Here is a 14,321-nt window from a genome sequence, read left to right as displayed (position 1 = left end):
GGCGGACGCGGGTCATCGGATCAGCGCGGCGCGGGCGGATGCGGACCGTGCGAGGCCTGCGGGGCTGCCGCGTCTTTTTGAGGGAGCGAGCCAGCGGGCGCGCTTTCGGCGGACGCCTCCGACAACAGCGAGATACGCTTGTAGCCCGACGCGTCGAGGCGCCCCAGAAGCTCCATCACCTCGCCGTAAGGGATCGTCTTGTCGGCGCGAAGAAACACGAAGCCGTCGCCTTCCGCCGCATGGATCGAAGACAGGCGCGGGATCAGCGAACCGGCGTTCACTTCCTCGTCGCGGATATACAGGCGGCGCTCGGCCGTAAGCGACACGATCACGGGTTTTTCGGGCTTGGCGATCTTCTGCGCGGACGTCTTCGGCAATTGCACCGGCACGCCCGCCATAAGCAGCGGCGCCGTCACCATGAAGATCACCAGCAGCACGAGCATCACGTCCACCATGGGCGTGACGTTGATGTCGGCCATGATCTTCGATTGCGGGCGCGACGACCCATCTCCGGGGATCAAACCTGCCATTCAGCCCTCGCCCTGTCGGCGCACCGAACCACCATCTCAGCGCCCCGCCTGAGCCAGCACAGGCTCGCGCGGCGCTTCGCCTTGCCCCGCCCCGTAAACCCGGAGCTTCGCGAAGCGCGTCGAGGCGGCGGACAGGCGCTCGGCTACGCGGCCAAGCATCACATTGCTCTGATTGTAGAAGATGACGGCGGGGATGGCAGCAAAAAGGCCGACAGCCGTCGCGAACAGCGCTTCCGCGATGCCCGGCGCCACCACGGCGAGGCTCGTATCCTTTGCCGCCGCGATACCCGCGAAGCTTCGCATGATGCCCCACACGGTGCCGAACAGGCCGACGAAAGGCGCGGTCGAGCCAACCGTCGCGAGGAAGGGAAGCCCGGCCTGGAGGCGCTGCAACTGCGCCGCCGCTTCGACATGCAAGCTTTTTTCGAGCCGCGCGCTGAACTCGGACGGCCGTTCGCCACTGGAGCGGGGCTCCTCGTCCACGATCTGGCGCATGCGCTCGACAAGCCATGAGGGCGACGCGCCGCCCGCCGGATTTGCGCGCTCAAGCGCGGCGACTTCCCTGGAGAAGGCGAGAAAGCGTGCCAGCTTTTCGATCGCGATCGTCCAGCAGGCGATGGACGCAATAACCAAAATCGCCATCACACCTTTGACGACGGGATCGGCATTTGCTAACAGGTCGCCAATCGCGAGATGATCCATGCTGCTCTCTCTTGGAAGTTGCGTTCGGATCGCAGGCCGGCAAGGCGGCCACCGCACCTGAAGCTATGCCCCATGAGGCACGACTTCGCAACCTTGGCTTCCGCGAAAACACGACCGGGACAAGTCGGATTTCTCCCCTCACAAGCCGTAACAGACTGCGGTCGCCGGGTTTGGCCCAAGGTTTGCATTCACCATGTGGCCAATCACGTTCTTGATTTATTAGCGTTAAGCGTGAGTAAATGGCGGTGTCGCTTAATCCTGCGGGGGCAGGGGAAGTAAGTAGGTTGAAATGAGACGAGCTTTGCTGATGGGCATTCTGGCGCTTTGCGTCGGAAATGCGGAAGCAACACAGGCTGGGGTGCTCTTGCAGGTGGATGACCGCCCCATGCGCTGGTCGCCGGAAGAACCGGGCAAGAAGACCGTTATCACCTATACACTTCTTTCCGCACCGTACAGGGTCCAAAGCAATCGAAGCATCCTCAGCCCAAGCAATTGCGCGCGTATGCGCCCGTTCGCCGACATCGTTGCGGTTTCGCCAGACGTGAAGGAGCAGGCCGCAAAGAGCGAGCTGCGCGAGGCCCTGCGCACCTGGGAGAGTGCCGCCAACATCGCGTTCGAAGAGGTTTCCGATCCTGGCGCGGCCAAGATCGTCATCGGTGCGGCGGACGATCCCGGAGGGCGCGCCTTCGCCAATCTCAGCTATCGCAGCGAAAAGGGCGTCGCCACGCCCGTAGCCATGGCGCTCGGCAAGCCTGGTATGCGAGCGCAGAGCGGACGCGCGCCGATTGCCCATGGCGGCGACGCCGTCGCGATCGAGCAGGCCTATGTCTGCCTTAATCCGAAATCGCCCTGGAAGATCGGCTTCGACGGAAATCTCAATATATACGACCTCCGTCACACCTTCACGCACGAGGTGGGCCACGCCATCGGCCTCGACCATCCCGACGCGACGGGCGCGATCATGGGCTATCGCTACGATGAGCGGGTGCGGACGTTGCAGCCCTCCGACATCGCGGGTGTGCAACGCCTCTATGGCGCGCCCGCGAGCCGTTGAGCGACGCGTTCCCGATCCTTCCGGCAATGAAAGGGCGGCCTTGGCCGCCTTATTCTTGCCTCGGGTCAGGACGCCGCGAAGGTTCCCTTCTGTCCCGAAAGCGACAATTCCGGCACCGCGTAGCAATCGTCACAGTAGGACGCATACGGCCAAGTCAGGCGTCACACTCCAAAGGATAAGAACTCTGGTTTCATCCGCAGGCGTCACAAATGCGAAGACGCATCCAGCATTCGCCGAACCATCCGCAGTAATTGAAACGCGCCTTCTTCTATCGTTCGAAATACTTTCCTGACTGCGACGTCAGGCCGAGACGATACTTTTCCGAACCTCTCCACGGAACCTACCGCGCTCCAGCGCCTTTCCTTCCTACGCGATACGAAAACAAAGTCGCATGTTCCAGTTGGGAGTGTACGTCATGGAAGAAAAACGGCCTGAGGATAAAAATCTCGGTAACTTCAAGGACAATCCGGAGCGCGCCTCCGAAGCAGGCAGGAAGGGTGCCGAGCAGTCCCACGGCGGACAGTCACAGGGTGGCCAGGATAGCCGTTCCCCGCAGGGCGGAACGCACGAGCAGCATGTGAAAGCTGGTCAACAGAGCCACGAGAATAAGTAAGGTTAGAGAAAGGAGCGGCGGTTCGATCCGCCGCTTTTTTTGCCCGGATTGCAAAGTATTTTAAATTAATTATTGACACAATGGCGTTGGTCTTTTTGCAAAAACGCCTTTTTTGCGGATCAATCAACATCGCCCCGCGTTCCTCCCTCTGACAGGGTGCCGAAATCAGCGGCCAACAGGGAGGAAAGCCTTTGATCAGCAACGAATACATCATTCCAACACTCGCTTTCATGACGCTCGGCATCGTGCTCGTGTTCGCGGGTGTGCATTTCGCTCGCTTCATGCAGAAGCGGCGCGAACGCCAGAACACCCCGCTCGTCCGCAGGAGCGAAAATACCCGCGACCGCGAGCAGATGTACGACAGTCGTTAAAGCGCGGTGAGCGGCCCGAGGCCGCTCACCTCCGGAGGTCAGTCCAATGGCAAAGGAATCAGCCGACCAGAAGGAAGTCGTCGAGCGCGTGATGCACGAATACAAGCATGGCGAGCTGGAGTCGGGAAGCGGGAAGCCCGTCAAATCGCGCAAGCAGGCGGTGGCAATCGCGCTTAACGAGGCAGGCGCGTCGAACCGGAACAGCCCGCAGAAAAATCGCGAAAACCTTCGCCAGACGAAAAAGAAGGAGCGTGAGGGCGCGACAGCCAAGCAGCAGAAGGAAGGGCGACACTGAACATTTGCAGCCGAGGCGCACCGATCTGATTAACCCGATGCCTCGGCAAGCGCGCGCCTGAATGCCTCGATATTTGCCACAACGACCGGCCGCTCCGCCGGTTTGTCGATGCCCGCCGGCACGTCGAGACGCATGCGTTTGTTGAAATAGTAGAGCAGCGCGTACCTGACGGGAATATGGGCCTCCCCATCCTGCATCCCGTAGTCGAGCGCGATGGTTTGCTGCTGGCTTGGCGCAAGTTCGGGATTGGGAACCAGAACCGCCGTGAAAAGCGTATGCCATAGCCGATCGTCGGCGGCAGCCGCGCCTGGTTCGCATTCGGCGCGCACCTCGCGGCAACGCGACAGCAGGAAGTCCTTGAACTTCTTATCCATGTGACAGAAGGCCCGCACATGCCAGCGCATCCCGTCATGCGCGAAGGCGTGGGGGGTGATGCGTCGCCAGATGGGTCCGTCCGTGCGCCTCGATGTCATGGATTGATAGAGGATCTCGATGGAACGTCGATCCCTGATGACACCGACGAGGCGCTTCAGAACTGAGGAATCGATGCGGCGCCTCGGCACCGGTACGACGCCCGCCTCCGGCGCGCGCACGATCCACGTCTCGTCGAGGCCGATGAGCCCATCGGCGACACACCAGAGTTGATCGAGATAGCGGTCCGCGTCCGGCTTCATGAAGCGCGGCGCGAATTCGGCCGTGGGCACATAGCGCTTCTCGCTTGCATCGTAACGCAGGTTAAGCGGCGCCAGACGTTGATAAAGCGCCAGATCGTTGGAGGCCTGAGGGACGGAAACGCCGAATTGCCCGGTGATGTCGCCGCGGCGAATTCCCCCTTCCCAAAAGGTACGAAACTCAATGAACTCCAGACGTTGCTCTGTGCCCCAGCGCAGGCGCTCGTCCGCCTTATCCAAATTCGCTCTCCCTACGGATCAAGTTTCTTGACGGGTCGTCAAATTATACGCATAATTGAACTATAATCTCGTTCTCCTTGTCTTTCAACGGGGTAGACAGCGTTTTCGGGCGAAAGGTGAGGCCGTCATGGTGGGAAAGATCGACATTATTGCGGCCAGCGGAGCCATGCTCATCGACATTGGAGACGGGCGGACGACGCTCGTCTATTCGGAGGTCTCCACCGGGTCGTGCTTCCGCCGGGACGCGGGGAAGGAAGCGAGAACCGAACTGCGGCGCCATCTCGAAAAATCCGGCCGCGACAGCCTCGACACCGTCTGCATCACGCAGCGTGCCGTCTGCAAGGACTTCGGCGATGTGTTCTGGCTCGAACATGCCCCGGCATACCAGGCGTTCGGCCGCATACGAATAGGCGAGCTGCGTGTTCCTGCCTCGCTTCTGATGGAGGACGATGCGCGAGATGGCGACGAACTCCTGCGTCGAGAAGCACTTCATCGCCTTCGGCGAGGAAAAGGCGTGCTCGTCTTCTGCGGCGTGGCAAGCGTGCGAGCGTGGATGGACCGCCATGCCATCGACTACGACAGCCGCAAACATCTTTTTGTCGACATGGCCGGCGCGGGAAGACGCGATCACGTCGCGGACGCGCCGACCTCGCTGCCGCAGTAGGAAATCCCCGCTTTCCAAATCCGACTTGGAAGACGGGACCAGTGCCCGGCGCATAGGTTTGCGCCGCCTTTCCGCACGATCTCAAACTCCGCGCCCGAGCACAATTCGCCGACAAGATGGGCGAGCCGGTCGACGCGCGATTTTGCCGCGATCATCGCATTCCTGTCAGGTTTGGGCGTTATCAGGAACGCGCTCCTGATTCCCCTCCTCGCGGAAGGCGAATGCGGAGACCGGAAGACATGGTCCAAGGGCCATCGAGGCCATGCTCGTCCCGCCAGGGGCGCATGTCACCGCGCAAGCCGGCACTTCAAGACACGGCGCGCGAGTGACCGTCAACCGCACATCAGAAAGCGGAACAGGCAGACGTTCAGGGGAGAACGCGAAAGGAACGTGTTCAAACTCGAAAAGGAATTGCCATGCCCGCTATCGTCGATCTTAACGGAAAACGCGGCCTTGTTATCGGCATCGCGAACGAAGACAGTATCGCGGCCGGATGTGCGGCTGCGTTTCACCAGGCCGGCGCAGAACTCGCGGTCACATACCTCAACGACAAGGCGTTGAGGTATGTCAGCCCCGTCGCCGAGGCGGTCAGAGCGAGGATCATGCTTCCCTGCGACGTCCGCGTGCCCGGCCAGCTCGAAGAGGTGTTCGAGACGATCTCCCGTCAATGGGGACACCTCGATTTCGTGCTGCATTCCATCGCCTTCGCGCCGCGCGAGGACTTGCAGACAAGCGTCGTGAATTGCTCGGCGGAGGGTTTCGCGCTCGCGATGGATATCTCGTGCCACTCCTTCATCCGCGTGGCGAAGCTCGCCATGCCGCTGATGAGTGACGGCGGCTCGCTGCTCACGGTTACGTTCTACGGATCGGAACGCGTCGTGCAGAACTATAACCTCATGGGTCCGGTGAAGGCCGCGCTCGAATCGACCGTGCGCTATATCGCGGCGGATCTCGCCGACAAGCGCATCCGCGCGAACGCCATCTCGGCAGGTCCGGTCAAAACCCGCGCGGCTTCCGGCATCGGACGTTTCGACGAGCTTCTCGACGAAGTTCGCGACCGCACGCCCGGTCATCACCTCATCAGCATCGAAGATGTGGGCCGCGTCGCGGCTTTCCTTGCGAGCGATGCGGGCGCGTCGACGAACGGCTCTGTGGTGTTCGCCGATAACGGCTTCCATACGGTAGCCTGACGCAGGTCGGGCCGGGTGCGTCGCGGGCTTTCGCCGCCGCCGCATCCGGTCACGCACAACGCTTCGGCACGAGCTTCTCCCGAGCCGCTCGCGCCGTGGAAAGGTCCGAAGAACAAATGGACACGATCACGACCGCCCTCGTGCTCGCGCTCGCCGTCGTGTTGAGCGGATGGGTTTCGCGTGCGCTTCCTGTCGCGCTGCCGCTGCCGCTCGTACAGATCGCACTCGGCGCCGCAATCGCCACCGTCGCGGATCTCGGCGTGGAGCTGAAGCCGGACATCTTCTTCCTTCTGTTCCTGCCGCCGCTGCTCTTTCTCGACGGCTGGCGAATCCCGAAGGAAGGTCTGTTTCGCGATGCAACGGCCATCCTCGAACTCTCCTTCGGCCTCGTGATTTTCACGGTCCTCGGCGTGGGGCTTTTCGTGCATTGGCTCATTCCGTCGATGCCGCTCGCCGTGGCCTTCGCGCTCGCGGCTGTGATATCGCCGACGGACCCGGTCGCAGTGTCCGCCATCGCCCAGCGCGTGCCCGTTCCGAAGCGGCTCATGCATATTCTCGAAGGCGAGTCGCTCCTGAACGACGCGTCCGGCCTCGTCTGCATGCAGTTTGCCGTTGCGGCGGCGCTCACGGGAACGTTCTCGCTGATCGGCGCGGCGGGCACATTCCTCTGGCTCGCGGCGGGCGGCATCGCCATCGGCACCGGCGTGACATGGGCGGTAACACGCTCGAAAAACTGGTTCGCCCGAACCTTCGGCGAAGACCCCGGCACGCAGATCCTCATCAGCCTTCTCATTCCGTTCGGCGCTTATCTGCTGGCCGAACACTTTCATTGTTCAGGCATCCTGGCTGCGGTGGCCGCCGGCATCACCATGAGCTACGCGGAACAGACGGGGCAGGCGCTCGCCCTGACACGGGTGAGCCGGGCCGCCGTGTGGGACACGGTGCAGTTCGCGGTGAAGGGCGTCATTTTCGTGCTTCTCGGGGAGCAGTTGCCGACGATCGGAGCGGGAGCGGCGAAGGCCGTGCAAGAGACGGGACATAGCGATCCGGCATGGCTCATTGGATATGTCCTTGCCATCAGTGCTGCATTGATCGTCCTTCGTCTCCTCTGGGTGTGGGTGTCGCTTCGCTTCACGCTCTTTCGGGCGGCGCTCCGGGGCGAGGTCATGCAGCGGCCCGGCTGGCGTATCGTCGCTGTCACCGCGCTCGCTGGCGTGCGCGGCGCGATCACTCTCGCGGGCGTGCTCTCGCTTCCCCTCCTTATGGAAGACGGGCTGACGCCATTCCCGGCGCGCGACCTCGCGATCTACCTCGCGGCGGGCGTGATCATCGTCTCGCTCGTCGTGGCCAGCATCGCCTTGCCGTTTCTCCTCGGCAAACTTCAGCTTCCGCCAGAACCCGCGCGGGAAGAAGAAGAGGACAAGGCCCGCAGCCTCGTCGCCGAGGCCGCGCTGAGAGCCGTCGAGACGCACAAGCGCACCGGCGGAGACACTATCGAAGACGCCGCTCTCTACGCCGATGTTGCGGCGAACATCGGGGACTTTTACCGTCAGCGCATCCGCGACAAGACAGCCGACGGCGAGGGGCGCGAGGCGGTGCGCCGGGCCTATCAGATCGAGCGCGAGCTTCGTCTGGCGGCCATCAGGGCGGAGCGCGTGGAGATTCTTCGCCTCAGGCGTTCCCGTCAGATTTCGGAGGAAGTCGCGCGCAAGTTCGTCCACGAACTCGATTTCATCGAAGCGCGGCTGATGTCGGCCTGACGTCGGACGAAAAATCGGCCACCGTTGTTGGCCTTTTTCTGATCGCGCGTTCGGGAGATAAGCCGCAAATGTCTCACTTAGCGGAAGGCGACTCTACGCCCGCTTTCTCCAGAATGCCCGATGCATGGGCCATGACATGGAAGATCATGTTCTGCTCGATCACGCCCTGAAACAGGTGCGCCGAAGGCCCTTGCGCGAACACCGCCACGTCGTCGCCCGCGTGCGTTTCCGCGTAGATCGGGACCAGCGCCTGCTGACGGTAGTCGAGGGCCGTGGTGTCTACGCCGTTAAGATCGGCGCGTGCTTCGTTCGCCCTGGCGCCAGGCCCGTTAAGATAGCCGAGCGTGGTGTAAGGCTTGCCGTCGAGGCCGTAGCCCGCAAGGCCGAGAATCGGATTGCCGCGCTTCGGATATCCCGCGATGGAAAAGACGTGGCTGTGGTCCGCCGTCAAGATGATCAGCGTCTCCTCGGGATTGACCTTGGCGTAGGCGGCCTTCACCGCCTCGTCGAGCGCGAGCGTGTCGAGAAGCGCGAGACCGGCCTTGCCGTCGTGATGAGCGTGGTCGATCCGGCCAGCTTCCACCAGGAGCACGAAGCCGTCCTTGTTTTTCGAGAGGAGGTCGATTGCCTTGGCGGTCATCTCGACGAGTGACGGCTCGCCCGCCTTGTCCTGCGCGCGTTTGGCCTCGTATTGCATGTGGCCGCGCTCGAAAAGGCCGAGCACATGGCCCGTTTTCGCCGGATCGATCTCGTCGAACTGGGCCTTGTTCCAGACATAGGCCGCGTCGTTGTATTTGCGTTGCCATTCTTCGACGAGGTTTCGGCCATCCGCGCGCGCGCCCGTCTTGCCTTCGGCTTCGGGGTCTGCGACTTCCTTCGGCAGGAAATACGACCGCCCGCCGCCGAGGATCACCTCGAAACCGTTGCCTGCGGGCCATTCGATGAGCTGTGCGGCGATGTCCTTGCAGCCCGCCGCTTTCGCGGGGCCGGGGAGGTTCCTGTCGACTTCCCAGTCGCGGCCCGCCGTCTTGGCATAAGCCGCGGCGGGCGTCGCATGGGTGATGCGCGCCGTCGACACGATGCCAGTCGAAAGCCCGGCCTTTTCGGCCAGCTCGAAGATTGTCGTGACCTCGGTGCCCTTCTGGCTCGCGCAGTTGCCGGCCGTGACATGCTGATCGACGCCGATGGTGCCGTTCACCGACTTCACGCCCGAGACCATTGCCGTCGCGGTGGGAGCGGAATCCGCCACCTGCGCGTCGTGCGTATAGGTTTTCGACAATGCCACATAGGGTAGAAGCGTCTCGAAAGCGAGCGAGTTGCTCTCGCCGTCAATACCCCGGCGCTGTCCATCCAGGATACGCGCGGCAGTAACCGTCGGGATCGACATGCCGTCGCCGACAAAAAGGATGATGTTCTTGGCAGTCCTCGTATTGGGCTGACGTGCGATGATCTTTTCGAGATCGGCTTTCGCCGCGAGGTAATAATTGTCCGGAGCCCGCTTCACGACGGGTTCTTTCTCGGTCATGAAGATCGCTGCGATGCCCGCAAGAAACGCGATCAACGCGAAGAGTCGTAATGACATTATCGTGCCCCCCAACGGCTGCCCAACCGGTCGGCCGGAGCCTAGGGTCTTACTGCGTACTTGTCACAGATATATGTCGGCGCCAGACGAGCCGCTGACACGGAAAGCAGGTTTTGCATTTGTTATGCCAGACATGCCGTGTCCGCATTCCTCGCGGTCATTTCACCGATTCTTGTCGTCCCTCTCTCGTGGATTTTTTCTCATTTTCTTTAATGTTTTCAACGGTACTCCCAAAGTCTTAGCCCCAATGTCTTAGCTCCGTCGCATGGGAGCCATGCTAGATCTGCGATGTATTCGCGCGCCGGAAACGTCTCCGGCAACCGCCATTTGTCCGGTTTTTCGAAAACAGACGCATATCCAATCAGGAGGGTTTGGTGACAGACATCGCAGCAGGAAGAGCATACACGCCCGCCGGGGAAATAAGCCCGGCGGAACAACGCAAGGTGGTCCTTGCGTCGTCGCTCGGGACGGTCTTCGAATGGTACGACTTCTACCTTTACGGCTCGCTCGCGGCCATCATCGGCTCGCACTTCTTCTCCGGCCTGACAGAGTCTGGTCAGTTCATCTTCGCGCTTCTCGCCTTCGCGGCGGGCTTCTTTGTCCGCCCCTTCGGCGCCATCGTGTTCGGCCGCCTCGGCGACCTCGTCGGCCGTAAATACACCTTCCTGATCACGATCATGATCATGGGCCTGTCGACGTTCCTGGTCGGTGTCCTCCCCGGCTACGATACGATCGGCGTCGCGGCCCCTGTCATCCTGATCGTGTTGCGCCTGCTGCAAGGCCTCGCGCTCGGCGGCGAATATGGCGGCGCGGCGATCTACGTGGCGGAGCATGCGGAGCCCACCAAGCGCGGTTACCGTACGAGCTGGATTCAGACGACGGCGACGCTCGGCCTGTTCCTTTCGCTCATTGTCATCCTTCTTTGCCGCTATTTCTCGCCGGGCGAAACGGCCGCTGAAAAGGCTGCCTCGTTCGCGGCCGAATACGGCTTCTGGCGCATTCCCTTCCTGGTCTCCATCGTACTGCTCGGCGTCTCGGTCTGGATCCGCATGACCCTGAACGAATCGCCGGTCTTCAAACAGATGAAGGAAGAGGGCCGCACCTCCAAGGCTCCCCTCTCTGAAGCGTTCGGCAACTGGACCAACGGCCGCCTCGTGCTCATCGCGCTGTTCGGCCTTACCGCCGGTCAGGCTGTCGTGTGGTACACGGGCCAGTTCTACGCGCTGTTCTTCCTTACGCAGACGCTCAAGGTCGACCCCTACTGGTCGAACATCATGATCGCGATCGCGCTTCTGATCGGCACGCCGTTCTTCGTCTTCTTCGGCTGGCTTTCCGACAAGATCGGCCGCAAGCCCATCATCATGACGGGTCTGCTGCTCGCGATCCTCACCTACTACCCGACGGGTCTTCTCAAGCCGCTCGGCCTCGGCTCCTACGCCTATCCCGGCGTGTTCGAAATCCTGACGCACGCCGGCAACCCGCAGCTTGCCAAGGCCATCGACACCTCTCCGGTGACGGTCGTCGCCGACCCGGACCAGTGCCGTCTCCAGTTCGACCCCGTGGGCAAGTCGAAGTTTACCTCGCCTTGCGACGTGGCGAAGGCGTCGCTCGTGAAGGCTGGCGTGCCTTACATCAACGAAACGGGTCCGGCTGGCGCAGCCGTGATCAAGATCAACGATACGGTGATCCAGTCTTATGACGCGGCTGGCCCCAATGCCAAGGTTGAGGGCGAGCGCTTCAAGAAAGAACTCTCGCAAGCACTCCAGACCGCAGGCTATCCGGCCAAGTCTGCGCTCGAAGGCGTGAGCTGGGCGGTTGTTGCCATCCTCGTCTACCTCGTCTTCCTCGTGACCATGGTGTATGGCCCGATCGCGGCGATGCTCGTCGAACTCTTCCCGACCCGCATCCGCTACACCGCGATGTCGCTGCCCTATCACATCGGCAACGGCTGGTTCGGCGGCTTCCTCCCGATCACCGCCTTCGCCATCGTGGCCTCGACCGGCAATATCTACGCCGGCCTGATGTACCCGGTCATCGTGGCGATCATGACCCTCGTCCTCGGCGTGCTGTTCCTCCGCGAGACGAAGGGCCGCGATATCGCCAACTAAGGCAAGCGAGTCTTTGGGCCTTCGGTTTCAAAGCCTCCGCCGCAAGCAATGGAAAAGCCCGCGTTACAACGCGGGCTTTTTTCGTTTCCGGTAAAAGAGCGGTGGACCGTACGCATGCGCCAGAGCCAGAGGCGAGGCTACTGCGCGGGGTGCGCCTCACCGCCAGGCGGGACGCTCCGCTTCGACCTCGCGGAGCGCCTGATCGATGACGTGCCTCCAGTGAAACAGATCGATGCAGGCGGCGACGTAGCCGATTTTCCGCACCATCAGCGCGACACGCTCCTCCACATAGGTGGCGTGATCGTCGCGTTCGGCGCCGATATCGAAGGAAACGCGCAAGAGCGATTGAGACATGGCGATTGACGCAAAACGAGCAAAATTCCCGCATAATTTCTATCCCGGCGCGCACCTTTACGCAAGTGCAATCTAAGATTGCAGCGGGAACCAGCCAAGCGCGCTTCAGAAAGGCTCGCCCCGGACCGACGGGGTCTGGCGGTGTTCGAGCAGGCAGAGAAACGCCTCGCCGAGAGCCTTTGGGACTTGTGCCCACGCGGCTGTTTCCCGGGGCGCGCGCCATCTTTTCCCCAGTCTCGTTTTCGTCAGAATGCGCCGCCCACAACCTCGCGCCTTGTCGAAGTCAAGAAGCCGAGACGAAGCGTCTCGCCTTTTCTCTCTGTCAAGGGCGCGCCTCTCGGAAAAGTGAAGCCAATAAATCCCTGTCAATCCTGCAACTTCATGATCGATGTGTGATAGGCCACCCTTGGATTTGATCGAAATCAAGGCCGCGAAGCGGCTGCGTAGGAATTCTCGCAAAAGATCGCAAACGTATGCCCGCATTCGCCGGCTGACGGGGAGAACATCATGGAAGTTGCGAGCACTAAGACAGGCGGCGCAGCGTTTCTCGATTGGGGAGCGCTCGCTCTAACCCTTGTAGGGATGGCCCTCGGTATTTTCGTAGCCCTCTTCTCGCACGACGCCGTGATGCAGTTTCATGCCGTCCTCTTCGCGCTTTTTGCGCTGGCCGGAACCATCTTCCTGGCGGGCAAGGCATTTTCGAGCGCGCCGAGCCAACCGGCAGACTTCTACGCGGACAACGTCATCAAGGCGGGCACGATCGCAACGGTGTTCTGGGGCGTGGCGGGCTTCATGCTCGGCGACATCATCGCCTGGCAGCTCGCCTTTCCGGCGCTGAATTTCGACCTGCCATGGACGAACTTCGGCCGTCTGCGTCCGGTTCACACCTCGGCGGTGGTTTTCGCCTTCGGCGGCAATGCGCTGCTCGCCACGTCGATGTACGTGGTGCAGCGGACCTGCAAGGCGAAGCTCTTCGGCGGCTGGCTGCCGTGGTTCGTGTTCTGGGGCTACCAGCTCTTCCTGCTGATGGCCGCTTCGGGCTACCTGATGGGCGTTACCCAAAGCAAGGAATACGCGGAACCGGAATGGTACGTCGATCTCTGGCTGACCATCGTCTGGGTGGCTTACCTGCTCGTCTTCCTCGGCACGATCATGAAGCGCCGGGAGCCGCACATCTACGTGGCGAACTGGTTCTACCTCGCTTTCATCGTCACCATCGCGATGCTGCACATCGTGAACAACCTCGCGGTGCCGGTGTCCTTCCTCGGAACGAAGAGCTATTCGGCCTTCTCCGGCGTGCAGGACGCCATGACGCAATGGTGGTACGGTCATAACGCGGTGGGCTTCTTCCTGACCGCGGGCTTCCTCGGCATGATGTATTACTTCGTGCCGAAGCGCGCCGAACGACCCGTGTACTCATACAAACTCTCGATCGTACACTTCTGGTCGCTGATCTTCCTCTACATCTGGGCCGGCCCGCATCACCTGCATTACACCGCGCTGCCGGATTGGGCGCAGACGCTCGGCATGACGTTCTCGATCATGCTCTGGATGCCCTCGTGGGGCGGCATGATCAACGGCCTGATGACGCTGTCCGGCGCGTGGGACAAGCTTCGCACCGATCCCGTGATCCGCTTCCTCGTCGTGTCGGTCGCCTTCTACGGCATGTCGACCTTCGAAGGTCCGCTGATGGCCATCCGCTCGGTCAACTCGCTGTCGCATTACACCGACTGGACCGTCGGCCACGTGCATTCCGGCGCGCTCGGCTGGGTCGGCATGGTGTCCTTCGGCGCGATCTACTGCCTCGTTCCGTGGCTGTGGAAGCGTCAGGGGCTATATTCGCAGCGCCTCGTCGAGTGGCATTTCTGGGTCGCGACAATCGGCATCCTGCTCTACATCACCGCGATGTGGGTGTCCGGCATCATGCAGGGCCTTATGTGGCGGGCGACGGACGCGCTCGGCGTGCTGCAATACTCGTTCGTCGAAAGCGTCGAGGCGATGCACCCCTACTACGTCATCCGCGCCATTGGCGGTCTCCTGTACCTCACCGGCGGTCTTATCATGGCCTACAACGTCTTCCGCACCATCCGCGGCGACGAGCCGGTGGACGTAGCCGACCAACCGAGGATCGCAGCGGCGCCTGAGATTCGCCACCCGCAAACCGTTCCAGCCGTGTAGGAGGCGAAC

The 14,321-nt window shown here is 61.8% G+C and carries 14 protein-coding genes; 9 read left to right on the top strand and 5 right to left on the bottom strand.

Annotated features, from left to right (window positions below):
- Positions 1–20: 20 nt before the first annotated feature.
- Together KKP04_RS13000 and KKP04_RS12995 are read right to left on the bottom strand one after the other, a co-directional pair.
- Positions 21–530, bottom strand: coding sequence for an ExbD/TolR family protein (locus KKP04_RS13000; protein ID WP_215032107.1), 510 nt, complete (start codon positions 528–530; stop codon positions 21–23).
- Positions 531–566: 36 nt separating this feature from the next.
- Positions 567–1,232, bottom strand: a complete 666-nt coding sequence (locus KKP04_RS12995) for a MotA/TolQ/ExbB proton channel family protein (RefSeq protein WP_215032104.1) — start codon at positions 1,230–1,232, stop codon at positions 567–569.
- Between the two features lie 307 nt (positions 1,233–1,539).
- Here KKP04_RS12995 and KKP04_RS12990 point away from each other — a divergent pair, with 307 nt between their 5' ends.
- From KKP04_RS12990 to KKP04_RS12975, 4 genes are all read left to right on the top strand, one after another.
- Positions 1,540–2,286, top strand: a complete 747-nt coding sequence (locus KKP04_RS12990; protein WP_215032088.1) for a matrixin family metalloprotease — start codon at positions 1,540–1,542, stop codon at positions 2,284–2,286.
- Positions 2,287–2,701: 415 nt separating this feature from the next.
- Entirely contained in the window at positions 2,702–2,899 is a 198-nt protein-coding gene (locus KKP04_RS12985; RefSeq protein WP_215032085.1) for a general stress protein, read from the top strand.
- A gap of 191 nt (positions 2,900–3,090) precedes the next feature.
- Positions 3,091–3,270: a hypothetical protein gene (locus KKP04_RS12980; RefSeq protein ID WP_215032082.1), complete on the top strand. Its 180-nt coding sequence runs from the start codon at positions 3,091–3,093 to the stop codon at positions 3,268–3,270.
- A 46-nt stretch (positions 3,271–3,316) separates the two neighbouring features.
- On the top strand, positions 3,317–3,565 hold the full coding sequence (locus KKP04_RS12975; protein WP_215032079.1) for a DUF6496 domain-containing protein: 249 nt from the start codon (positions 3,317–3,319) through the stop codon (positions 3,563–3,565).
- A gap of 29 nt (positions 3,566–3,594) precedes the next feature.
- Here the strand turns inward: KKP04_RS12975 and KKP04_RS12970 are convergent, their stop codons facing one another.
- Positions 3,595–4,476, bottom strand: coding sequence for a WYL domain-containing protein (locus tag KKP04_RS12970; RefSeq protein ID WP_215032077.1), 882 nt, complete (start codon positions 4,474–4,476; stop codon positions 3,595–3,597).
- A gap of 127 nt (positions 4,477–4,603) precedes the next feature.
- Between KKP04_RS12970 and KKP04_RS12965 the strand changes: the two genes are divergently transcribed.
- From KKP04_RS12965 to KKP04_RS12955, 3 genes are all read left to right on the top strand, one after another.
- A complete protein-coding gene (locus tag KKP04_RS12965; RefSeq protein WP_215032075.1) occupies positions 4,604–5,140 on the top strand; it encodes a hypothetical protein in 537 nt (178 codons plus the stop codon).
- Between the two features lie 416 nt (positions 5,141–5,556).
- Complete coding sequence (fabI, locus tag KKP04_RS12960) at positions 5,557–6,330, top strand: enoyl-ACP reductase FabI (protein ID WP_215032073.1); 774 nt, start codon at positions 5,557–5,559, stop codon at positions 6,328–6,330.
- A 116-nt stretch (positions 6,331–6,446) separates the two neighbouring features.
- Complete coding sequence (locus KKP04_RS12955; RefSeq protein WP_215032070.1) at positions 6,447–8,090, top strand: Na+/H+ antiporter; 1,644 nt, start codon at positions 6,447–6,449, stop codon at positions 8,088–8,090.
- A gap of 73 nt (positions 8,091–8,163) precedes the next feature.
- Here the strand turns inward: KKP04_RS12955 and KKP04_RS12950 are convergent, their stop codons facing one another.
- Positions 8,164–9,672, bottom strand: coding sequence for an alkaline phosphatase (locus KKP04_RS12950; protein ID WP_215032067.1), 1,509 nt, complete (start codon positions 9,670–9,672; stop codon positions 8,164–8,166).
- A 374-nt stretch (positions 9,673–10,046) separates the two neighbouring features.
- Between KKP04_RS12950 and KKP04_RS12945 the strand changes: the two genes are divergently transcribed.
- Positions 10,047–11,780: an MFS transporter gene (locus KKP04_RS12945; protein WP_215032064.1), complete on the top strand. Its 1,734-nt coding sequence runs from the start codon at positions 10,047–10,049 to the stop codon at positions 11,778–11,780.
- 156 nt (positions 11,781–11,936) lie between these two features.
- On the opposite strand, the gene KKP04_RS12940 is transcribed toward KKP04_RS12945, so the two are convergent.
- A complete protein-coding gene (locus KKP04_RS12940; RefSeq protein WP_215032061.1) occupies positions 11,937–12,134 on the bottom strand; it encodes a hypothetical protein in 198 nt (65 codons plus the stop codon).
- 507 nt (positions 12,135–12,641) lie between these two features.
- On the opposite strand from KKP04_RS12940, the gene ccoN reads away from it, so the two are divergent.
- Positions 12,642–14,312: a cytochrome-c oxidase, cbb3-type subunit I gene (gene ccoN, locus KKP04_RS12935; RefSeq protein WP_215032058.1), complete on the top strand. Its 1,671-nt coding sequence runs from the start codon at positions 12,642–12,644 to the stop codon at positions 14,310–14,312.
- Positions 14,313–14,321 lie beyond the last annotated feature (9 nt).

This window comes from Rhodomicrobium sp. Az07 (assembly GCF_018619475.1).
Taxonomy (GTDB): Bacteria; Pseudomonadota; Alphaproteobacteria; order Rhizobiales; family Rhodomicrobiaceae; genus Rhodomicrobium.
The sequence above is the reverse complement of the archived record's forward strand: the minus strand, read 5'-3'. Positions and strand labels throughout refer to the sequence as shown.

Bases quoted from the DNA above. Each gene is read 5' to 3' on its own strand.
- KKP04_RS13000 (WP_215032107.1), bottom strand. From the start codon at position 530: ATGGCAGGTTTGATCCCCGGAGATGGGTCGTCGCGCCCGCAATCGAAG.
- KKP04_RS12950 (WP_215032067.1), bottom strand. From the start codon at position 9,672: ATGTCATTACGACTCTTCGCGTTGATCGCGTTTCTTGCGGGCATCGCA.
- KKP04_RS12975 (WP_215032079.1), top strand. From the start codon at position 3,317: ATGGCAAAGGAATCAGCCGACCAGAAGGAAGTCGTCGAGCGCGTGATG.
- KKP04_RS12985 (WP_215032085.1), top strand. From the start codon at position 2,702: ATGGAAGAAAAACGGCCTGAGGATAAAAATCTCGGTAACTTCAAGGAC.
- KKP04_RS12940 (WP_215032061.1), bottom strand. From the start codon at position 12,134: ATGTCTCAATCGCTCTTGCGCGTTTCCTTCGATATCGGCGCCGAACGC.
- fabI (WP_215032073.1), top strand. From the start codon at position 5,557: ATGCCCGCTATCGTCGATCTTAACGGAAAACGCGGCCTTGTTATCGGC.
- KKP04_RS12995 (WP_215032104.1), bottom strand. From the start codon at position 1,232: ATGGATCATCTCGCGATTGGCGACCTGTTAGCAAATGCCGATCCCGTC.
- KKP04_RS12990 (WP_215032088.1), top strand. From the start codon at position 1,540: ATGGGCATTCTGGCGCTTTGCGTCGGAAATGCGGAAGCAACACAGGCT.
- KKP04_RS12955 (WP_215032070.1), top strand. From the start codon at position 6,447: ATGGACACGATCACGACCGCCCTCGTGCTCGCGCTCGCCGTCGTGTTG.
- ccoN (WP_215032058.1), top strand. From the start codon at position 12,642: ATGGAAGTTGCGAGCACTAAGACAGGCGGCGCAGCGTTTCTCGATTGG.
- KKP04_RS12965 (WP_215032075.1), top strand. From the start codon at position 4,604: ATGGTGGGAAAGATCGACATTATTGCGGCCAGCGGAGCCATGCTCATC.